This window comes from Citrobacter freundii complex sp. 2024EL-00216, assembly GCF_043945515.1.
Lineage (GTDB): Bacteria > Pseudomonadota > Gammaproteobacteria > Enterobacterales > Enterobacteriaceae > Citrobacter > Citrobacter portucalensis.
Genome location: NZ_JBIMRA010000007.1, coordinates 50,076 through 69,810, shown reverse-complemented (window position 1 = coordinate 69,810; position 19,735 = coordinate 50,076). Strand labels below are relative to the sequence as shown.

Below are 19,735 nucleotides of genomic sequence, written 5' to 3'. Positions count from 1 at the left end.
GGATGGTTAACACCATGGTCGACATAATGCATTGATTTTTGTGAACTTCCCATAATAAATCTTCATTCGTAAGACTTTTTAAGTGAGATTTATTTCCAATAAAAGAGAATTGGTTAACAAAATTGTAAAATGTATTGGCGGTTAAGAAACGCATTTGATACTTTCCGGCCAAGTATTATGCAGAAGAATTCACGTTGATGAGAATCATTTGCAGTTAGTTTCTCTCAACAGGGTAATAGCGTGTTTCCGGCAGGGGAGGCACGTAGAGAATCGACGCAAGGCGGTCATACGAATCGCCAGAATAAATAAAGTCGGTGATAGCAAGCAGTAAAACAATAAACCACCTGACGGCAGAAAATCTCCGGTGCCGTACAGGGATCCTGACAGGATTAACAGTCTGGTTAAAAAACCAGCCATAATAATGAGGGAGTACAACACAATGACTAACATCACTAAAAAAAGTTTAGTAGCTGCGGGGATCTTAACTGCGCTAGTCGCAGGAAATGTTGCCACGGCGGCAGTAGTGCCAGCGGGTGTGCAGCTTGCTGAAAAGCAGACTCTGGTGCGTAATAACGGTTCGGAAGTGCAATCACTCGATCCCCATAAAATCGAAGGTGTACCTGAATCCAACATTAACCGTGACCTGTTTGAAGGTTTATTAATCAGTGATGTCGATGGCAAACCATCGCCTGGCGTGGCTGAAAAATGGGAAAATAAAGATTTTAAAGTCTGGACATTCCATCTGCGTAAAGATGCTAAATGGTCTGACGGCACGCCTGTTACTGCGCAAGATTTCGTGTATAGCTGGCAACGTTTGGCTAATCCAAATACTGCATCACCGTATGCCAGTTATTTGCAGTACGGTCATATTGTCAACATTGATGATATTATCGCCGGTAAAAAACCGGTCACCGATCTGGGCGTAAAAGCTCTCGACGATCATACTTTTGAAGTTACCCTCAGCGAACCCGTTCCTTATTTCTACAAACTGCTTGTGCACTCTTCCGTTTCACCGGTTCCCAGAGCGGCTGTTGAAAAATTTGGCGAGAAGTGGACCCAGCCCGCTAACATCGTTACTAACGGTGCGTATAAACTGAAAGACTGGGTTGTGAACGAGCGCATTGTGCTTGAGCGTAATACCAACTATTGGGACAACGCCAAAACGGTTATTAACCAGGTAACCTACCTGCCTATTTCTTCTGAAGTGACTGACGTAAACCGCTATCGCAGCGGTGAAATCGACATGACCTATAACAACATGCCGATTGAGTTATTCCAGAAACTGAAAAAAGAGATCCCGAACGAAGTCCACGTTGACCCGTATCTGTGCACCTATTATTACGAAATCAACAACCAGAAAGCACCGTTCAACGATGTTCGTGTTCGTACCGCCCTGAAGCTGGCGTTGGATCGTGACATTATCGTCAATAAAGTGAAAAACCAGGGTGACCTGCCAGCATATAGCTTTACTCCTCCATACACCGATGGCGCGAAACTGGTTGAGCCAGAGTGGTTCAAGTGGTCTCAGGAAAAACGTAATGAAGAAGCGAAGAAACTGCTGGCTGAAGCCGGATATACCGCTGAGAAACCGCTGACCTTTGATCTGCTGTATAACACCTCAGACCTGCATAAGAAGCTGGCTATTGCCGCGGCATCTATCTGGAAGAAAAATCTGGGTGCTAATGTGAAGCTGGAAAACCAGGAATGGAAAACGTTCCTCGATACGCGCCATCAGGGCAACTATGATGTTTCACGTGCGGGCTGGTGTGCGGACTATAACGAACCGACGTCCTTCCTGAATATGGTGCTGTCCGACAGCTCCAATAATACCGTCCACTATAAGAGCCCGGCATTTGATAAGCTGATTGCGGATACGCTGAAAGTGACGGATGAAGCGCAGCGCAGCGAACTGTATTCGAAAGCGGAACAGCAGCTGGATAAAGATTCTGCGATTGTACCGGTTTATTACTATGTTAACGCCCGCCTGGTGAAACCATGGGTTGGCGGATACTCCGGTAAAGACCCGATGGATAATATCCACGTTAAAGACTTGTATATTATCAAGCATTAATGGCAAGACGTGGGGCAATCATATTGCCCCACAGTGTCTTTTTCTTCGAACTATATATACCTCTTTAGACAAAGAGAGGTATACCCTAAATAATTCACGTTGCAGGAAGGCGGCAACGCAGCGAATCGCCAGGAGCTTACTTAAGTAAGCTCCTGGCGTGAGCGAGCAAAGCCAACGCACTTGCAGCTTGAAGTATGACGGGTATAAAGGCACACGCCAGAAGGTACGGGCAATGTTAAAATTTATATTACGTCGCTGTCTGGAAGCGATTCCGACGCTGTTTATTCTTATTACGATTTCATTCTTTATGATGCGCCTTGCGCCGGGTAGCCCATTCACCGGGGAACGCGCATTGCCGCCAGAAGTGCTGGCGAATATTGAAGCGAAATATCATCTCAACGATCCCATCTCGACGCAGTACTTCAGCTATCTGAAACAGCTGGCGCACGGCGATTTTGGACCATCCTTTAAATATAAAGACTACACGGTTAACGACCTCGTTGCCTCGAGCTTCCCGGTTTCTGCGAAGCTGGGTGCGGCAGCCTTTATTCTGGCGGTGCTCGTCGGTGTTAGCGCCGGAGTGATAGCCGCGCTGAAGCAAAATACACGTTGGGACTATACGGTGATGGGGGTGGCAATGACCGGGGTGGTTATCCCCAGTTTCGTGGTCGCTCCCTTATTGGTCATGATATTTGCCATAACCTTGAAATGGCTACCCGGCGGGGGCTGGAACGGCGGGGCGCTGAAATTTATGATCCTGCCGATGGTAGCCTTGTCACTGGCCTACATCGCCAGTATCGCCCGTATTACTCGCGGTTCGATGATTGAAGTACTGCACTCTAACTTTATTCGTACCGCACGCGCTAAAGGGCTGCCGATGCGGCGGATTATTTTCCGCCATGCGTTGAAACCTGCGCTGTTGCCAGTGTTGTCCTATATGGGACCGGCATTTGTCGGCATTATCACCGGTTCGATGGTTATTGAAACCATTTATGGTTTGCCGGGTATTGGCCAGTTGTTCGTCAATGGGGCGTTAAACCGCGACTATTCGCTGGTTCTTAGTCTGACCATACTGGTGGGTACGCTGACCATCGTGTTTAACGCGATTGTCGATGTGCTGTATGCCGTTATCGACCCGAAAATTCGTTACTGATACTGGAGCTCGCTATGATGTTAAGTAAGAAAAACAGCGAGGCGCTGGAGAATTTCAGTGAAAAGCTGGAGGTCGAAGGCCGCAGCCTGTGGCAGGACGCGCGTCGACGCTTTATGCATAACCGCGCGGCGGTAGCAAGCCTGGTGGTGCTGGTAATTATTGCGCTGTTCGTAACGCTGGCACCGATGCTGTCGCAGTTTACCTACTTTGATACCGACTGGGGCATGATGTCCAGCGCGCCGGATACAGAATCAGGCCACTATTTCGGTACTGACTCGTCGGGACGCGACCTGTTGGTTCGCGTGGCGATTGGCGGGCGTATCTCGCTGATGGTCGGCATTGCCGCGGCGCTGGTCGCGGTAGTAGTCGGTACGCTGTACGGCTCTCTGTCGGGCTATCTCGGCGGTAAAATCGACTCGGTGATGATGCGTCTGCTGGAAATCCTCAACTCCTTCCCGTTCATGTTCTTCGTGATTCTGCTAGTGACCTTCTTTGGACAAAATATCCTGCTGATTTTTGTCGCTATCGGAATGGTCTCCTGGCTGGATATGGCGCGTATCGTGCGTGGACAAACGCTGAGCCTGAAGCGCAAAGAGTTTATTGAAGCGGCGCAAGTCGGCGGGGTGTCTACCGTGCGTATCGTTATCCGCCATATTGTGCCGAACGTGTTGGGTGTGGTGGTGGTTTACGCTTCATTGCTGGTGCCTAGCATGATCCTGTTTGAATCCTTCCTGAGCTTTTTGGGACTAGGTACGCAGGAACCGTTAAGTAGCTGGGGCGCGCTGCTCAGTGATGGTGCCAACTCTATGGAAGTCTCACCATGGCTGCTGCTGTTCCCGGCAGGTTTCCTGGTGGTCACTTTGTTCTGTTTTAACTTTATTGGCGATGGCCTGCGTGATGCCCTCGACCCGAAAGACCGTTAAGGAGTGCAGCCATGAGCGTAATTGAAACCTCAACCGCGCCGCTCGCGCAACAACAGGCTAACGCACTGCTGAACGTAAAAGATCTGCGCGTGACGTTTGCTACCCCCGACGGCGATGTAACTGCGGTCAACGATTTAAACTTTTCTCTGCAAGCCGGAGAAACGCTGGGTATTGTCGGGGAATCCGGTTCGGGTAAATCGCAGACGGCCTTTGCCCTGATGGGGCTGCTGGCGGCGAATGGTCGTATCGGGGGCTCCGCAACGTTCAACGGGCGTGAAATTCTGAATTTACCGGAACGTGAACTGAATAAACTGCGCGCCGAGCAAATCTCGATGATTTTCCAGGACCCGATGACGTCTCTCAATCCGTACATGCGGGTCGGGGAGCAGTTGATGGAAGTTCTGATGCTGCATAAAGGCATGAGCAAAGCGGAAGCTTTTGAAGAGTCGGTCAGAATGCTGGATGCGGTGAAGATGCCGGAAGCGCGTAAGCGTATGAAAATGTATCCGCATGAATTCTCCGGTGGTATGCGTCAGCGCGTAATGATCGCCATGGCGCTGCTGTGCAGGCCCAAATTACTGATTGCCGATGAACCAACCACTGCGCTCGATGTGACGGTACAGGCGCAAATTATGACGCTGCTGAATGAACTGAAAAGTGAATTCAACACCGCGATTATCATGATCACCCACGATCTGGGGGTTGTTGCCGGTATTTGCGATAAAGTCCTGGTGATGTATGCCGGACGTACTATGGAATACGGCAGTGCGCGGGATGTCTTTTATAAACCCGTTCATCCGTATTCGATTGGTTTGCTAAATGCCGTACCTCGTCTGGATGCCGAAGGGGAAGAGATGCTCACTATCCCTGGCAACCCACCGAACCTACTGCGTCTACCAAAAGGTTGTCCATTCCAGCCGCGTTGCCCGCATGCGATGGAAATCTGTAGCAGTGCTCCGCCACTGGAGGAATTTAGCCCAGGCCGTCTGCGTGCCTGCTTTAAGCCGGTGGAGGAACTGGTATGAATACGGTGACCGAACAACGTAAAGTGCTCCTTGAGATTGCCGACCTTAAAGTCCATTTCGATATTAAAGATGGCAAACAGTGGTTCTGGCAACCGTCTAAAACCCTGAAGGCGGTTGATGGCGTAACCCTGCGACTGTATGAGGGCGAAACCCTGGGCGTGGTCGGTGAATCAGGCTGCGGGAAATCGACCTTTGCCCGTGCGATTATCGGCCTGGTGAAGGCCACCGATGGAAAGGTTGCCTGGCTGGGTAAAGATTTACTGGGTATGAAACCCGATGAGTGGCGGGAAGTGCGCAGCGATATCCAGATGATTTTCCAGGATCCTCTGGCATCGTTAAACCCGCGCATGACCATTGGTGAAATCATTGCCGAACCGCTGCGAACTTATCATCCGAATCTTCCTGGTCAGGAAGTCCGCGACCGTGTGAAGGCGATGATGATGAAGGTTGGACTACTGCCTAACCTGATTAACCGCTACCCACATGAGTTTTCCGGTGGCCAGTGTCAGCGTATTGGTATTGCCCGCGCGCTGATCCTCGAACCGAAGTTGATTATCTGCGATGAACCGGTTTCGGCGCTGGATGTATCAATCCAGGCCCAGGTGGTTAACCTGCTGCAACAGCTTCAGCGCGAAATGGGATTATCGTTAATCTTCATTGCCCACGACCTCGCGGTGGTTAAACACATCTCCGACCGTGTGCTGGTTATGTATCTCGGACATGCGGTGGAATTAGGGACTTATGACGAGGTGTACCATAACCCGCTGCATCCTTATACCAAAGCGCTGATGTCTGCGGTGCCAATCCCCGATCCGGATCAGGAAAGGAATAAGGTTATTCAGTTGCTGGAAGGCGAGTTACCGTCCCCGATTAATCCTCCTTCCGGTTGCGTGTTCCGTACGCGCTGTCCGATTGCTGGACCGGAATGCGCAAAAACGCGCCCGGTTCTGGAAGGAAGTTTCCGACATGCAGTTTCCTGCCTGAAAGTAGACCCGCTATAATCCTGAGGGCTGACAAAGGTCAGCCCTTTTTTTGGTGAGGTATCTGTGCCAGGTTTAGTCTCTTCTGTCCGCCGTGCGCTCTATCGCAAATTATTTGATTTAAATACCCGTTCAGGGCGTCGCTTTGAAGGTATGTGCGCGCTATTTGCCTTGCTCAGCGTTATCGTTATCTTCATTGAGTCCGGAGTAGGGACGCAATACCATTTAACCTTTGAGGAATGGCGCGTTTTTGTCTGGCTGGAGATCTTCATTACTCTGGTCTTCACCCTCGAATATCTTCTGCGCTTATGTTGCTGGGCTAACCCCGCTAAATATGTGTTCAGCTTCTGGGGGATAATTGACCTTGCCACCATTCTGCCGCTGTATGTGATGTGGCTATGGCCGGAAATCAGTCTGAGCTATGTTTTCGCCTGGCGAGCGATGCGTGTCCTGCGCGTCCTGCGTATTCTCAAGCTGCTGCGCTTTATGCCTTCTCTGCGGGTGTTCTGGAATGCGTTAAAAAGCGCCCGACATCAGCTGATGCTGTTCTATTCCTTTATTGCCATCCTGATGGTGGTTTTTGGCGCGATGATGTATCTGATTGAAGGGCCAAAATATGGGTTTACTACGCTGAATGCGTCGGTGTATTGGGCGATTGTTACTGTAACCACCGTCGGCTATGGCGATATCACGCCGCACACCCCGTTGGGGCGCATGGTGGCGTCCGTGCTTATCCTGATTGGTTACTCGGTGATTGCGATACCGACGGGATTGATTACCACGCACATGAGCAGTGCGTTCCAGCAGCGCGGGCACCAACGAAAATGTCCCCAGTGCCAGCAGGCGCAGCACGAAAATAGTGCGCAATTTTGTAACCGCTGTGGAAGTAAACTGCCGGGTTAAAAATGAAAAAAGCTGCGAGAGCAGCTTTTTTGTTTGATTATTCGCGCCAGAGAATATGGCAGAGCTTATGATCTTTTTCGCGACATAATAAAACGCGCGCGAAAATATCGTTAATCTCGCCGTCTTCTGTATCTGCCAGACCAATCACCACCTCGGCAAAGAAGTCAGGGTTCAGGTCAAAATCAACATGCTCCTGCCAGTCTTCTGCCGGATCGAACAACTCGGCACCGCCACGCTCTTCAAACTGCAAATTGAACAGAATGATGTCGGCTGGATCCAGATTGTCCGCAGCCAGTTCGAGAAAAATGTCATAAGCCTGCTCAAGCGTTTCGTCTTCGGTCAGGCGATTGTTCAAATCCATATCCATAATGACTACCTGTTTACTGTCTGATGGGCACGTTTTACAGCAACGGACTAAAGAAGTAAAACAGTCGCTCTGCTATCCGCTGCCAGAGTGGTCGTTTTACCCACAAACGGGCATCAAGCAGGCGGGAACGCGAAATATAATCATCCTGTACTGCCGCGAGATCGCCACCGAATCCGGCATCATCAATGACCAGCGTGATTTCAAAATTGAGCCACAGACTGCGCATATCCAGGTTAACCGTACCGACCAGGCTCAGCTCGCCATCGACCAGTACGCTCTTGGTGTGCAGCAAGCCACCTTCGAACTGATAAATTTTAACGCCAGCCGCCAGCAGCTCGGTGAAAAAGGCCCGGCTTGCCCAGCCAACCAGCAGGGAGTCATTTTTACGTGGAAGAATGATACTGACGTCAACCCCACGCTGCGCTGCCGTGCAGATCGCGTGCAACAGATCGTCGCTGGGGACGAAGTAGGGGGTGGTCATAATTAAATATTCACGCGCTGAATAAGCAGCGGTTAGCAGCGCCTGATGAATCAAATCTTCAGGGAAACCAGGACCCGAGGCGATAGTGTGAATGGTGTGGCCGCTGGCCTGCTCAAACGGCATGATATTGACGTCCGGTGGCGGAGGCAAAATGCGCTTTCCGGTCTCAATTTCCCAGTCGCAGGAATAGACAATGCCCATAGCAGTGGCGACAGGACCTTCCATTCTCGCCATTAAATCAACCCATTGCCCGACGCCCGCATCTTGTTTGAAGAAACGCGGATCGACCATATTCATGCTGCCGGTATAAGCAATGTAGTTATCGATCATGATCATTTTGCGGTGCTGACGCAGGTCCATACGGCGTAAAAATACACGCATCAGGTTCACCTTCAGCGCTTCTACAACCTCGATACCTGCGTTACGCATCATCGCTGCCCAAGGGCTGCGGAAAAAAGCCACGCTGCCTGCGGAGTCCAACATCAGGCGACAGTGAATGCCACGCCTCGCGGCAGCCATTAACGACTCGGCTACCTGATCGGCCATACCGCCTGGCTGCCATATGTAGAACACCATTTCGATGTTGTGGCGCGCCAGCTGAATATCACGGATCAGCGCCTGCATCACGTCATCTGAACTGGTGAGCAACTGCAGCTGGTTTCCCTTTACGCCGGCTATTCCCTGACGACGCTCGCACAGTTTAAATAACGAAGAGGCGACGCTGCTATTTTCCTGGGCAAAAATATGCTTGCAGGCCTTGAGGTCGTTCAGCCATTTGGCGGTTGAAGGCCACATCGCCCGGGCGCGTTCGGCACGTCGCTTGCCCAGGTGAAGTTCACCAAAAGACAGATAAGCAATGATTCCTACCAATGGCAGAATGTAGATGATCAACAGCCAGGCCATTGCGGAGGGCACTGCGCGTCGCTTCATCAGAATGCGTAACGTTACGCCAGCAATGAGTACCCAGTAACCCAGAATGACCAGCCAACTCACCACGGTGTAGAAGGTTGTCATAAATTTAAAAATCCTTTTGAAAGCGTATTGTTAAGAGTTTACGCATAAGGATTAATCTGGCAAATAAAAACACGGGAAAACCACTGGTCTGCATTCGGTCTGGCGTTATAATGGCCGCTCAGTGACTGGAAGAGTAGTTAACATGAAGCGTAGTAGAACGGAAGTGGGACGCTGGCGGATGCAGCGTCAGGCTAGCCGCCGTAAAGCACGTTGGCTTGAAGGACAATCGCGTCGTAATATGCGTATCCACACTATCAGAAAGTGCATTCTCAACCATCAACGCAACTCGTTGCTGTTTGCAATCCACAGTATCTGATCTAAAAGGGCACCGCTGGCGGTGCCCAATGTCTGCGTTTGTTCTGTTTTTTAAAATACTTTCTTGTAAGGTTTTACTGAAACCTGCGCATAAACGCTCGCCGCAACATACGGATCGGCTTCTGCCCACGCCTGTGCCGCCTCCAAAGATTCAAATTCGGCAATCACCGTCGAGCCGGTAAAACCCGCCGCACCGGGATCGTTACTGTCGACCGCTGGCATGGGGCCCGCCGTGAGCAAACGACCTTCGTCATGAAGGAGTTGCAGGCGAGCCAGATGAGCAGGGCGCACGGAAAGACGTTTTTCGAGAGAGTCTGCGATATCTTGAGCGTAAATAACATACAGCACGGGTAGAGCTCCTTGAACGGTAAAAGTCGTTAATAACGTTATTGGAAAGGCCTAACAACTGCAACGGAAAGATAACTGATATGTTAAGGCCATACTCTGAAAGTGGTTTTTTATCATAAAATCGCGTTTTAAATGTCAGTTAGCATCACGGGCTTATTGAATATGATTGCTATTTGCATTTAAAATCAGGGCCTGGTTTTTTTACTGAAACGATTATGACTTCAATGACCCTTGATTTACCTCGTCGCTTTCCCTGGCCAACGTTACTGTCTGTCGGCATTCATGGTGCCATAGTGGCTGGTTTGCTGTATACCTCGGTACATCAGGTTATTGAACTACCTGCGCCAGCGCAGCCGATCTCTGTCACGATGGTCGCGCCTGCCGATCTCGAACCGCCTCAGGCCGTTCAGCCGCCGCCGGAACCCGTTGTCGAGCCTGAACCGGAACCTGAACCGATTCCAGAGCCACCAAAAGAGGCGCCGGTGGTGATTGAAAAACCGAAGCCCAAGCCTAAACCGAAGCCAAAACCGGTGAAAAAGGTGGAAGAGCAACCGAAACGCGATGTTAAACCAGCAGAACCGCGCCCGGCCTCCCCACTGGAAAATACGGCACCTACGCGCACAATGACCAATACCGCGCCGGCAACTACCAGCAAACCGGTGGTCAGTGCGCCATCGGGTCCACGTGCTTTAAGCCGTAATCAGCCTCAGTATCCGGCGCGAGCTCAGGCGCTGCGCATTGAAGGCCGGGTAAAGGTCAAATTTAACGTAACGCCGGATGGCCGGGTTGAAAATGTGGAAATCCTGTCTGCACAGCCTGCCAATATGTTTGAACGTGAAGTGAAAAACGCGATGCGTAGATGGCGTTATGAAGCTGGTAAACCCGGTTCCGGACTTGTGGTGAATATTGTTTTCAAATTAAACGGCACAACGCAGATCGAGTAAGCATCAGGCCGTCCGGCAATGATCAAGAGTGATGATTGCCGGATAGCAGTACTGACGTGTGCTATCAGACCAACGTGGGAATTGGACGCGGTTTCCCGTCTTTATCAACGGCAACGTAGATAAACAGAGCTTCGGTGGCCTTATAGCGCTGCCCAATAGGTTCAGAAGCGACCTTCTTCACCCAAACTTCAATATTGATGCTGATCGAGGTTGTCCCGCGTTTCACACAGCGCGCATAGCAACACACCACATCACCTACGGCGACCGGGCGCAAAAAGCTCATCCCTTCCACTCGCACCGTTACCACACGACCATGTGCGATCTCTTTGGCCTGAATCGCGCCACCTATATCCATTTGTGACATCAGCCAGCCGCCAAAAATATCACCGTTCGCGTTGGTATCGGCAGGCATGGCCAGAGTGCGTAAAACCAGTTCACCCTGGGGAGTGTTATTCGTTGTTGTCATTGTAGAACCGACTATAGAGAAAGATTACAGGCGCGATGCTACTAGAATTTGTGCGTTGAGAACAGAGGTGATGCGGCGTGCAGAGCAGATGTAAGTCAGGTTGTCAGCTCTATGGAACGCGAAGGGATAAAAATTCGCCAGATCCGCAGATCTGGCGAGCATGTATTACGATTTATCTTCTTGCGGCAGATGACGGTAAATATAGACCCCACTCAGCAGCGTAAAGAATAAAGTCAGGGCGGTCAGGCCGAACACCTTGAAGTTGACCCAAATGTTCTGCGGTAGCCAAAATGCAATATAGATATTCGCCAGGCCACACAGGATGAAAAAGACGGCCCAGGCTAGATTAAGTTTCGACCACACCGGCTGCGGCAGAGTCAGCTCTTTACCTAACATGCGTTGAATCAGCGGCTTTTTCATCACCCACTGGCTAACCAGCAGAGCGCCAGCAAACAGCCCGTAAATCACCGTTACTTTCCACTTAATGAATTCATCGTTGTGGAAAAAAATAGTCAAACCACCAAATACGGCCACCAGGACAAAGGTGATTAACGCCATCTTCTCGACCTTGCGATAGCGAACCCAGCTGTAAATCAACACCACAGCCGTCGCGACAATCAGCGCCGAGGTCGCCGCATAGATGTCGTAAAGCTTATAAAAAGCAAAAAAGACAACCAGCGGTAAAAAATCAAGAAACTGCTTCATTCTTCGATTCCGTAATCAAAAGCACCGGGTACAAGCCCGGAATGCGTTCAGGGTTTATTGGCGAATCAGCATGTACAGGCGGAACAAATAGATCAGCAACACGGCGGAGATCATATTGCTCAGCGTATTCGCCAATACCGCGCCTACATTCGGCGTAAGTACTGCAAAACTTGGCGCAAAAAGCAACAGCAACGTTTTTGCCAGCAACCAACCGATCACTGCCGGCGCAACTAGTCGCATATTCGACCACGCCAGACGCATACTGTTGCGCATCGCGGCAAAGACACCCATTTTGTCCTGTACCAACATCACCGGTGCGAGTGCCAGCAGGATCGCCAGCAGAATACCGGGAACAACAACCAGCATAATACCGATTTGCACTAGCAGAGTAGTCAGAAAAATCAGAATAAACAGCTTCGGTAACACTGGCGCACTGGCGCCGATGGCACGTAACGCGCTGACCCGATGACCCGCTGAAATCAGCTGAATCATCAGGATGACTCCCCCGGCGAGGATGGCATTACCAATCAGACCGGAAAACGTCGACGCCGCGGAAGCGCGTAGCAAAATTTGCTGTTGCTCCGGGGTCATGTTTTGCACCAGATCGAACAGCCCCACGCTGCTGGTTAACTGATCGCCTTCACTGAGTTGCGCAATTTGTGCGTCAGTGGGGGAAAAGGCATGCCCTAACACCACTGTGATAAACGCGCACAACAACGATACCAGCAAGATGGTAATGAATTGATTACGGAAAAAGTTTCCCGTGTCACGGTAAACGGATTTCGCCGTGATAGACATGCACTCTCCTTGAGTTTTGCAGGTGTTCATTTGCGGGCAATTGTACCCTGGATAACTCTACAGTGGCAGCATCGCGCGATGTATGGAAAAGCATATCTTTGTAAAGCTGCAGTAATTTTTGGCTATGACTTCAGCGTCGTGCATGAACGCTGTTTGTTATCTGCGCATCACGCGCAGATATCCATCACCCATCAGCAATGAGCTGGAGGTACTTGCACATTGAAAATATATCAAAATTGATCTGAATTAATTTAACCAGGATTTTGAATGCAAGTTCTAACTTAATCTGGATCAATAAATGTTAAATTATCAAAGTCAATGTGATCCATGTTAGATCACTTATTACTCCAATGTGGGTATATTCGTTCCACTTTTATAACCATAACGATGGAGCGGACATGAAAAAATTAACAGTTGCAGCATTGGCTTTAACAACTCTTCTCTCTGGTAACGCATTTGCGCATGAAGCTGGAGAATTCTTTATTCGTGCAGGTTCAGCCACCGTCAGGCCGACGGAGGGTGCAGGTGGTACGCTGGGCAGCTTAGGTGGCTTTGATGTCAGCAATAACACGCAGTTGGGCCTGACATTTACCTACATGGCAACCGACAATATCGGTGTTGAATTACTGGCAGCTACGCCGTTCCGCCATAAAATCGGCACTGCTGCAACGGGTGATATTGCCACCGTACATCATCTACCGCCGACGTTAATGGCGCAGTGGTACTTCGGTGACTCCAGCAGTAAACTGCGTCCGTACGTAGGTGTTGGGGTGAACTACACGACCTTCTTCGATGAAGGCTTTAACGATAACGGTAAAGAAACGGGGTTATCGGACCTGAGCCTGAAAGATTCCTGGGGTGCAGCAGGGCAAGTCGGTATGGACTATCTGATTAACCGCGACTGGCTGATTAACATGTCGGTCTGGTACATGGATATCGATACCACCGCAAGCTATAAAATGGGTGGCGTCCAGCAGCGAGACAGTGTACGCCTCGATCCGTGGGTGTTTATGTTCTCTGCGGGTTATCGTTTTTAAGTTCTTCTGTAAAACCCCTGCAAAACTGGTCATCAAATGACCAGTTTTTTTTCATTCTTTTCCGCGCGTGTCGTTGTCTTGATCGGCCATTATTTTGCGCCTCTGGCCTGACAAAATTTGTGTGTCGATACCTCGCTATAAGCAGTGCAGCAGCAACTTTAATAGTAGAAGTGTTTGTCTGGAATATTACTTTTGTTTCTCTTCTCTTATGCATTATTGTTGCGGTTCATTTATTACGCACAAAAAAACCTGAAGATAGTCAGGGGATAATTTATCCAAAATGTTAACTATTGATAAAATTAAAGTAACATATCGTAAAATTTGGATATTTTATTTTTCATGGACGAGGATTTATACATCATGATATAATGTAATGCTAGGTTATTTACCTGTCGACTATGTAAATGAATTTTCGAGGAGATCATTCCAGTGGGACGTAAGTGGGCAAATATTGTTGCTAAAAAAACAGCTAAAGACGGTGCAACGTCTAATGTATATGCAAAATTCGGTGTAGAAATTTATGCAGCTGCTAAACAAGGCGAACCAGACCCAGAATTAAATACATCTTTAAAATTCGTTATTGAACGTGCGAAACAAGCGCAGGTTCCAAAACACGTTATTGATAAAGCCATTGATAAAGCCAAAGGCGGCAGCGATGAAACGTTCGTGCAAGGGCGTTATGAAGGCTTTGGTCCCAGTGGCTCACTGATTATCGCTGAAACATTGACTTCAAATGTTAACCGTACGATTGCTAATGTCCGCTCAATTTTTAATAAAAAAGGTGGGAATATCGGGGCGGCTGGTTCTGTCAGCTATATGTTTGACAATACCGGAGTGATTGTATTCGAAGGAACAGATCCTGATCATATTTTTGAAATTTTGCTTAATGCTGAAGTAGATGTTCGTGATGTAACCGAAGAAGAAGGAAACATCGTTATTTATACTGAATCTACAGATCTTCACAAAGGCATTGCAGCTCTAAAAGCAGCAGGGATTACTGAATTCTCTACCACAGAATTAGAGATGATTGCTCAATCAGAAATTGAACTTTCACCAGAAGATTTAGAAGTCTTTGCAGGGCTTGTTGATGCCCTTGAAGATGACGATGATGTTCAAAAAGTATATCATAACGTTGCAAATCTCTAATGATAGATTAAAGGAATCTGTCATTATGGCAGATTTTTTTTAACTCATAGAGTTGTTATGAAGAAGAATGTCTGGCCAGATATGTCTATTCTAAAAAATAGATAAAAACCACTATCTTTAAAAAGAAAATGTAATAATTAAAATCTCTGGCCTTAACTTTATAAGTACGCGATATCCTGCATCCACTCAGCGCCGCTATGAACAATTGAGATGTTAACTCCATCATTCCAGATCATTCTGATGCAAGCACAACGTGAGTTCCTCACTTATCGCTGTCCCGACATTATGAGTGAAGCTTTTCATCAGATAGTGTGGTCCGCTTCACGCTCAGAGTCGTCCAGCGATTGACAGTCTCAGGCAGTATGGAAACAATGAGTACAAGTACACTGTTATTACAAACTCGGATATTTTCCATCGTCATCAACTAAAAAAATCTGAGATAGATACCAGGTATCATTTTCTTTGGACAACTGATATTCATAAATAGGTGAATAATACTGCCTTGATAATTTTGTCGTTACGACCGCTATTTTTTCAGTAATCTGAACCGATATGATCTTCTCTTGCTCAGGGTCATGACTAGACTCAGAACCAAAAGCTATAGGCTCGCCCTGAAAACCAGGTTTTGTATATTTTTTCAAAAGCTCATTCCAACCCTTCTGGGCCTGGAGCATAACTTCTTGCTTTCCATCGTTCTGATTTCTCTGAAATGACTGGTCATTCCAATATTTATAATCCCTCTGGAAAGCGGTGACTACCTGTTCCGGAGTATTTGCCAGTATGTCCCCAGCGCTTAAAAATCCAACGCTTAACACAACTAATTTAATCAACAGATGTCTCAACAAGTTCACCCATATTTGGCATGCTTTAAAGCAGTGTCTCGCAAGGGACTTTTTGAAGTCAACTTAATTAATAGCTGCACAACCAGGATGATTGAACTGTATAGATTCCGAGCATGCCTGATAGTGGTTAGCAACCAGGAAACATTCCCCTCGTTCTTCATTTAAACATTCTGGGGAAAACATCGAGCCTTTCTCCCCTTTGATGTAGTGCTACTCTTTAAGCAAACCAACTTTGAGGGTATTGCTGATGATGTTGACCCGCCATCTGCTACAGCAAAAAATCACACTTCTGGAACCGTTCTCCGAAGACCAAACGGCAGCGTTTGCCGTGAGTGCTGCACGTGAGTTATTGCTTTACATGGATAAAATTGAGGCGCTGGAGAAAATTATTGCGACTCCGGTTACACTACCTTATTGCAGCGCAAGTCCGGTTTGTGAGATTGAGGCGGGCTATGCCGCAGGCGTAAACGACTGCCGCGAGGCCATCCGGCGGGCAGGATATCCTATCGAAGGTGATGATTAGTTTGCGCTTATGTTAACAAATATGTGCTTTTAATGTATAAATCTGTAACCTAAGCGCGACTGCGGGCTACATCAACTTACCTGCTTCGGAGTGGCAAACATTCTCTATCAACGTACAACGCTGTTATGCAACAACATAAACGGGTAACCGATTTGGCAATACTGTTAACTATCAGGGTGGACTCGTGAAGATTGTGCAGGATAAGCTCAGAAACAGGCAGGCACTGCTGGTATCAGGGCTCATTACGTTGATATTTACTTCGTTGTTTCTGTTTATTATTTATGAACAGCGAATGGCCGCTGCCAGCGAAGGTGTCAACCGCCTGCAAGCGCGCATGATGGACATTTTTAACGATAACGAGCTGATCGCCGATGCGATTGGTGAGCGTTATCACCATATCAAAACGGGGGAACAATGCGGCGATATTTCAAAATTTGTTCTCCGGGATGAGGATGAATGGGGAATTAACGCCGATCCAAAGCGACTGCATTCGGCGACGGGGACAATGGTTGCCCAGCAAACCAGTCACAACGCGCTGTGTATGTATACGGCGGCTGAATTTATTCGCGGTATGGTCAATGAGCTAAACCCGGGCAGCTTCGATGCACATCGTTATATCATCGCCAAAAATTCAGATTATTTTTACTGGTTTATGGCTTCCGATTCACGCAATTTCAGCTTCTCAAATTCTGAAATGGCGCGGGATATCACTCAATTTTTCTACCCGCCCGTCGATTTCTATACCCGATTGCTGCAAAAAAACGTCAAAAACAAAGCCCTCAGTTCAACGAATTTCTATACCGATAAAATTACCGGTGAAAAAGCTTACAGCGTGGTGAGTTATATCTACGATCTGTCTGGCAAAGAGATATCAGACCAAATCGTAGCCTATCTGGTCTATGACCATTCAAAATCCGAATTGCAGGAAGCGTTGGCGCAGGCATTTGACTATCAAGTTCCACCGGAGCTGAATGTGGAGTTGGTGAATTTAACAAACCATGAGAGTCTCTGTTTATCCGGTAAATGTACCGGTCAATCCCGCTTTATGGTGCGTAATTTTTCGGAGAAATATGCGCTGCACTATTCGCTTTCATTAGGCCGTTTTATGGCGCGCGACGCACATGCCGGGATTGTTATCCTGCTGGCACCGTTCTTTTTCATCATCATTAGCTTCTCGTTAAAGTCATGGCTAAACGAAAGCGACCTAAAAGTTTATATCGATACTCTGACCGGCTGTTTTAACCGCCGAATTCTCGACATCATCAAGCGTCGGGATTTATCACACTGCTCGGTGGTGCTACTTGACTGTAATAAGTTCAAGGCCGTCAATGACACCTGGGGCCACGCGGCAGGCGATCGTGCGCTGCAAATTATCGCCAACAGAATGCTGTCAAACACCCGCACCAGTCACGATATTGTGATTCGTACCGGCGGGGATGAATTTATGATCCTGCTGTTTCGATCGCAGGCAACTGACGCTATAGCAATCGCGCAACGTATTAGTGGGCAGGTGACCAGCCATGTGTTTGTGGTGGATGGCCATACCGTGCTATTGTCAGTATCGTGGGGGATTGCAGAGGTGAATGGTGAACTTGATGCGGCCATTCAGAATGCGGATAGCGCTATGTATAGAATGAAGCACACGAAAGAAGGATAAAACCGCCAGAAATTTCTGGCGGTTGATTTAGCTTACTGGTGGGTGGCGGCTTTCATCGTGCTGACAAACGCTTTCAGCTCAGCCAGCATCTGTTCCGGTGCCGCAACATTTTTCTCAATGATTTTCACAATTGCCGAGCCGGAAATTGCACCGGCGGCACCGGCTTCAATAGCACCAGCGACCTGTTCAGGCGCAGAAATACCAAAGCCCTGTAAAGAAGGTGGCGCACCATATTCTTTCAGCTTTTCGACCAGATGATGCAGCGGTAATGCCGCACGATTTTCGGCACCGGTCACACCTGCACGTGAAAGCAGATAAGTGTAGCCACGACCATAAGAGGCAATCTGGCGTAGCAGTTCTTCATCAGCGTTCGGCGGGCAGATGAAAATCGGCGCGATGTTGTGGCGCAGCGCTGCAGTTCTGAACGGAGCTGACTCCTCAACCGGCACATCGGCTACCAACACAGAATCCACACCGACTTTCTCACAATGGGCGTAAAATTCATCAATGCCCTTACTAAAGACCAGGTTGGCATACATCAGCAACCCAATGGGAATCGTCGGATGCTTCTGGCGAATCAGCGCCAGCATTTCAAAGCATTGCGACGGTGTAACGCCGGCGGCAAACGCTCGCAGGGTGGCTTCCTGTATGGTCGGACCGTCTGCCAGCGGATCGGAGAACGGAATGCCGAGCTCAAGCGCGTCGGCACCGGCTTCAATCAGCGTATCAATGATTTTCAGTGACTGCTCAACAGACGGATCGCCCAGGGTTACGAAGGGGACAAAAGCGCCTTCTTTGCGGTCCTTCAGCTGTGCAAACAGGTTTTCGTAACGTTCCATCAGATTTCCCCTCGCGCTTTCAGAATATCGTGTACGGTGAAAATGTCTTTGTCTCCGCGACCGGAGAGATTAACCACCAGTAACTGCTCTTTTTCCGGATTCTCACGCATCATTTTCAACGCGTGCGCCAGGGCATGGGAGGACTCCAGTGCCGGAATAATTCCCTCGTGCAGACACAGCGTTTTGAAGGCTTCCAGTGCTTCATCATCGGTGATTGAAACATAATCGGCGCGACCAATGCTGTTCAGGTACGCATGCTGTGGCCCAACTGACGGGAAGTCCAGCCCTGCAGAAATAGAGTAAGACTCTTCAATCTGTCCTTCTTCAGTCTGCATCATTGGGGACTTCATGCCGAAGTATATCCCGACACGACCATGCTTCAACGGCGCGCCGTGTTCTCCAGACTCAATCCCGTGACCGCCTGGCTCTACGCCAATCAGACCTACGCTGGTTTCATTAATAAAATCGGCAAACATCCCGATGGCGTTAGAACCGCCGCCCACGCAGGCGATAACGGCGTCCGGCAGACGGCCTTCTTTTTCCAGAATCTGCGCCTTGGTTTCTTCACCGATCATGCGCTGGAACTCACGCACAATGGTCGGGAAGGGGTGCGGACCAGCTGCCGTACCGAGCATGTAGTGCGCGGTATCGTAGCTGCCAGACCAGTCGCGAAGCGCTTCGTTACAGGCATCTTTCAGCGTTGCGGAACCGCTGTGAACGGGGATAACTTCAGCGCCCATCAAACGCATACGGAAAACGTTAGGCGACTGACGTTCAACATCTTTCGCGCCCATATAAATACGGCATTTCAACCCCAGCAATGCGCTGGCGAGAGCAGATGCAACACCGTGCTGACCCGCGCCTGTTTCGGCGATGATTTCCGTTTTACCCATGCGCTTCGCCAACAACGCCTGACCCAGCACCTGGTTGGTTTTGTGCGCGCCGCCGTGCAGTAAATCTTCGCGCTTGAGATACAGCGTCGTGTTGGTGCCTTGAGTAATGTTCTGGCACTTGGTCAGTGCGGTTGGGCGACCCGCATAGTTTTTCAGCAGATCTGTAAACTGCGCCTGAAATTCAGGATCCTTTTGTGCGCTGACAAAAGCTTCTTCCAGCTGGCGCAGGGCAGGCATCAGAATCTGTGGCACATACATACCGCCAAATTCACCAAAGTACGGATTGAGTAATGTTGTCATGTCCT

Annotated in this window: 21 protein-coding genes and 1 pseudogene; 12 read left to right on the top strand and 10 right to left on the bottom strand. The window is 48.9% G+C overall.

Annotated features, from left to right (window positions below):
* Nucleotides 1–439 precede the first annotated feature (439 nt).
* From oppA to ACHHZ7_RS11100, 6 genes are all read left to right on the top strand, one after another.
* Nucleotides 440–2,071, top strand: coding sequence for an oligopeptide ABC transporter substrate-binding protein OppA (oppA, locus tag ACHHZ7_RS11125; protein WP_048216252.1), 1,632 nt, complete (start codon nt 440–442; stop codon nt 2,069–2,071).
* A gap of 232 nt (nt 2,072–2,303) precedes the next feature.
* The gene (oppB, locus tag ACHHZ7_RS11120) at nt 2,304–3,224 is read left to right on the top strand and encodes an oligopeptide ABC transporter permease OppB (RefSeq protein WP_003020708.1); all 921 of its coding nucleotides are present in this window, start codon (nt 2,304–2,306) and stop codon (nt 3,222–3,224) included.
* Nucleotides 3,225–3,238: 14 nt separating this feature from the next.
* Nucleotides 3,239–4,147, top strand: a complete 909-nt coding sequence (gene oppC, locus ACHHZ7_RS11115) for an oligopeptide ABC transporter permease OppC (RefSeq protein ID WP_003020701.1) — start codon at nt 3,239–3,241, stop codon at nt 4,145–4,147.
* Between the two features lie 11 nt (nt 4,148–4,158).
* Nucleotides 4,159–5,172: a murein tripeptide/oligopeptide ABC transporter ATP-binding protein OppD gene (oppD, locus tag ACHHZ7_RS11110; protein ID WP_060682120.1), complete on the top strand. Its 1,014-nt coding sequence runs from the start codon at nt 4,159–4,161 to the stop codon at nt 5,170–5,172.
* The gene (gene oppF / locus ACHHZ7_RS11105) at nt 5,169–6,173 is read left to right on the top strand and encodes a murein tripeptide/oligopeptide ABC transporter ATP-binding protein OppF (RefSeq protein WP_008784949.1); all 1,005 of its coding nucleotides are present in this window, start codon (nt 5,169–5,171) and stop codon (nt 6,171–6,173) included. The genes oppD and oppF overlap by 4 nt, the downstream gene beginning before the upstream one ends.
* 45 nt (nt 6,174–6,218) lie before the next feature.
* Nucleotides 6,219–7,055, top strand: coding sequence for an ion transporter (locus tag ACHHZ7_RS11100; protein ID WP_008784948.1), 837 nt, complete (start codon nt 6,219–6,221; stop codon nt 7,053–7,055).
* A 37-nt stretch (nt 7,056–7,092) separates the two neighbouring features.
* Here the strand turns inward: ACHHZ7_RS11100 and ACHHZ7_RS11095 are convergent, their stop codons facing one another.
* Nucleotides 7,093–7,422, bottom strand: coding sequence for an HI1450 family dsDNA-mimic protein (locus ACHHZ7_RS11095; protein WP_003020691.1), 330 nt, complete (start codon nt 7,420–7,422; stop codon nt 7,093–7,095).
* Between the two features lie 34 nt (nt 7,423–7,456).
* The gene (gene cls / locus ACHHZ7_RS11090) at nt 7,457–8,917 is read right to left on the bottom strand and encodes a cardiolipin synthase (RefSeq protein WP_003020687.1); all 1,461 of its coding nucleotides are present in this window, start codon (nt 8,915–8,917) and stop codon (nt 7,457–7,459) included.
* A gap of 142 nt (nt 8,918–9,059) precedes the next feature.
* Between cls and ACHHZ7_RS11085 the strand changes: the two genes are divergently transcribed.
* Nucleotides 9,060–9,233 (top strand): YciY family protein, encoded by a 174-nt coding sequence (locus tag ACHHZ7_RS11085; RefSeq protein WP_094301000.1) that lies wholly within the window; start codon nt 9,060–9,062, stop codon nt 9,231–9,233.
* A gap of 50 nt (nt 9,234–9,283) precedes the next feature.
* Here the strand turns inward: ACHHZ7_RS11085 and ACHHZ7_RS11080 are convergent, their stop codons facing one another.
* Complete coding sequence (locus tag ACHHZ7_RS11080; protein WP_060682121.1) at nt 9,284–9,580, bottom strand: YciI family protein; 297 nt, start codon at nt 9,578–9,580, stop codon at nt 9,284–9,286.
* 215 nt (nt 9,581–9,795) lie between these two features.
* Between ACHHZ7_RS11080 and tonB the strand changes: the two genes are divergently transcribed.
* A complete protein-coding gene (gene tonB / locus ACHHZ7_RS11075; RefSeq protein ID WP_168978222.1) occupies nt 9,796–10,524 on the top strand; it encodes a TonB system transport protein TonB in 729 nt (242 codons plus the stop codon).
* Between the two features lie 64 nt (nt 10,525–10,588).
* On the opposite strand, the gene yciA is transcribed toward tonB, so the two are convergent.
* From yciA to ACHHZ7_RS11055, 4 genes and pseudogenes are all read right to left on the bottom strand, one after another.
* Nucleotides 10,589–10,990: an acyl-CoA thioester hydrolase YciA gene (gene yciA, locus ACHHZ7_RS11070; RefSeq protein ID WP_008784945.1), complete on the bottom strand. Its 402-nt coding sequence runs from the start codon at nt 10,988–10,990 to the stop codon at nt 10,589–10,591.
* Between the two features lie 165 nt (nt 10,991–11,155).
* On the bottom strand, nt 11,156–11,695 hold the full coding sequence (locus ACHHZ7_RS11065; RefSeq protein WP_003020667.1) for a septation protein A: 540 nt from the start codon (nt 11,693–11,695) through the stop codon (nt 11,156–11,158).
* 54 nt (nt 11,696–11,749) lie between these two features.
* Nucleotides 11,750–12,493, bottom strand: coding sequence for a YciC family protein (locus ACHHZ7_RS11060; RefSeq protein ID WP_003020663.1), 744 nt, complete (start codon nt 12,491–12,493; stop codon nt 11,750–11,752).
* A 28-nt stretch (nt 12,494–12,521) separates the two neighbouring features.
* Nucleotides 12,522–12,599, bottom strand: a pseudogene (locus tag ACHHZ7_RS11055) (YkgJ family cysteine cluster protein); the annotation flags it as partial.
* Nucleotides 12,600–12,891: 292 nt separating this feature from the next.
* On the opposite strand from ACHHZ7_RS11055, the gene ompW reads away from it, so the two are divergent.
* Together ompW and ACHHZ7_RS11045 are read left to right on the top strand one after the other, a co-directional pair.
* The gene (gene ompW, locus ACHHZ7_RS11050) at nt 12,892–13,530 is read left to right on the top strand and encodes an outer membrane protein OmpW (RefSeq protein WP_003833354.1); all 639 of its coding nucleotides are present in this window, start codon (nt 12,892–12,894) and stop codon (nt 13,528–13,530) included.
* Between the two features lie 429 nt (nt 13,531–13,959).
* On the top strand, nt 13,960–14,676 hold the full coding sequence (locus ACHHZ7_RS11045) for a YebC/PmpR family DNA-binding transcriptional regulator (protein ID WP_003020658.1): 717 nt from the start codon (nt 13,960–13,962) through the stop codon (nt 14,674–14,676).
* Nucleotides 14,677–15,068: 392 nt separating this feature from the next.
* Here the strand turns inward: ACHHZ7_RS11045 and ACHHZ7_RS11040 are convergent, their stop codons facing one another.
* Nucleotides 15,069–15,506 carry a hypothetical protein gene (locus tag ACHHZ7_RS11040; RefSeq protein ID WP_223240868.1) on the bottom strand — a complete coding sequence of 146 codons (438 nt, stop codon included), beginning with the start codon at nt 15,504–15,506 and terminating at the stop codon, nt 15,069–15,071.
* A 259-nt stretch (nt 15,507–15,765) separates the two neighbouring features.
* On the opposite strand from ACHHZ7_RS11040, the gene ACHHZ7_RS11035 reads away from it, so the two are divergent.
* Together ACHHZ7_RS11035 and ACHHZ7_RS11030 are read left to right on the top strand one after the other, a co-directional pair.
* Nucleotides 15,766–16,041 carry a hypothetical protein gene (locus ACHHZ7_RS11035; RefSeq protein ID WP_003833349.1) on the top strand — a complete coding sequence of 92 codons (276 nt, stop codon included), beginning with the start codon at nt 15,766–15,768 and terminating at the stop codon, nt 16,039–16,041.
* A gap of 184 nt (nt 16,042–16,225) precedes the next feature.
* The gene (locus ACHHZ7_RS11030; RefSeq protein ID WP_395149068.1) at nt 16,226–17,698 is read left to right on the top strand and encodes a GGDEF domain-containing protein; all 1,473 of its coding nucleotides are present in this window, start codon (nt 16,226–16,228) and stop codon (nt 17,696–17,698) included.
* Nucleotides 17,699–17,730: 32 nt separating this feature from the next.
* Here the strand turns inward: ACHHZ7_RS11030 and trpA are convergent, their stop codons facing one another.
* Together trpA and trpB are read right to left on the bottom strand one after the other, a co-directional pair.
* Nucleotides 17,731–18,537 (bottom strand): tryptophan synthase subunit alpha, encoded by an 807-nt coding sequence (trpA, locus tag ACHHZ7_RS11025; protein WP_008784942.1) that lies wholly within the window; start codon nt 18,535–18,537, stop codon nt 17,731–17,733.
* Entirely contained in the window at nt 18,537–19,730 is a 1,194-nt protein-coding gene (gene trpB / locus ACHHZ7_RS11020) for a tryptophan synthase subunit beta (RefSeq protein ID WP_003020645.1), read from the bottom strand. The genes trpA and trpB overlap by 1 nt, the downstream gene beginning before the upstream one ends.
* Nucleotides 19,731–19,735 lie beyond the last annotated feature (5 nt).

Coding starts and splice junctions, on each gene's coding strand:
- oppA (WP_048216252.1), top strand. CDS start 440: ATGACTAACATCACTAAAAAAAGTTTAGTAGCTGCGGGGATCTTAACT.
- oppB (WP_003020708.1), top strand. CDS start 2,304: ATGTTAAAATTTATATTACGTCGCTGTCTGGAAGCGATTCCGACGCTG.
- oppC (WP_003020701.1), top strand. CDS start 3,239: ATGATGTTAAGTAAGAAAAACAGCGAGGCGCTGGAGAATTTCAGTGAA.
- oppD (WP_060682120.1), top strand. CDS start 4,159: ATGAGCGTAATTGAAACCTCAACCGCGCCGCTCGCGCAACAACAGGCT.
- oppF (WP_008784949.1), top strand. CDS start 5,169: ATGAATACGGTGACCGAACAACGTAAAGTGCTCCTTGAGATTGCCGAC.
- ACHHZ7_RS11095 (WP_003020691.1), bottom strand. CDS start 7,422: ATGGATATGGATTTGAACAATCGCCTGACCGAAGACGAAACGCTTGAG.
- cls (WP_003020687.1), bottom strand. CDS start 8,917: ATGACAACCTTCTACACCGTGGTGAGTTGGCTGGTCATTCTGGGTTAC.
- ACHHZ7_RS11085 (WP_094301000.1), top strand. CDS start 9,060: ATGAAGCGTAGTAGAACGGAAGTGGGACGCTGGCGGATGCAGCGTCAG.
- tonB (WP_168978222.1), top strand. CDS start 9,796: ATGACTTCAATGACCCTTGATTTACCTCGTCGCTTTCCCTGGCCAACG.
- yciA (WP_008784945.1), bottom strand. CDS start 10,990: ATGACAACAACGAATAACACTCCCCAGGGTGAACTGGTTTTACGCACT.
- ACHHZ7_RS11065 (WP_003020667.1), bottom strand. CDS start 11,695: ATGAAGCAGTTTCTTGATTTTTTACCGCTGGTTGTCTTTTTTGCTTTT.
- ACHHZ7_RS11060 (WP_003020663.1), bottom strand. CDS start 12,493: ATGTCTATCACGGCGAAATCCGTTTACCGTGACACGGGAAACTTTTTC.
- ompW (WP_003833354.1), top strand. CDS start 12,892: ATGAAAAAATTAACAGTTGCAGCATTGGCTTTAACAACTCTTCTCTCT.
- ACHHZ7_RS11035 (WP_003833349.1), top strand. CDS start 15,766: ATGATGTTGACCCGCCATCTGCTACAGCAAAAAATCACACTTCTGGAA.
- trpA (WP_008784942.1), bottom strand. CDS start 18,537: ATGGAACGTTACGAAAACCTGTTTGCACAGCTGAAGGACCGCAAAGAA.
- trpB (WP_003020645.1), bottom strand. CDS start 19,730: ATGACAACATTACTCAATCCGTACTTTGGTGAATTTGGCGGTATGTAT.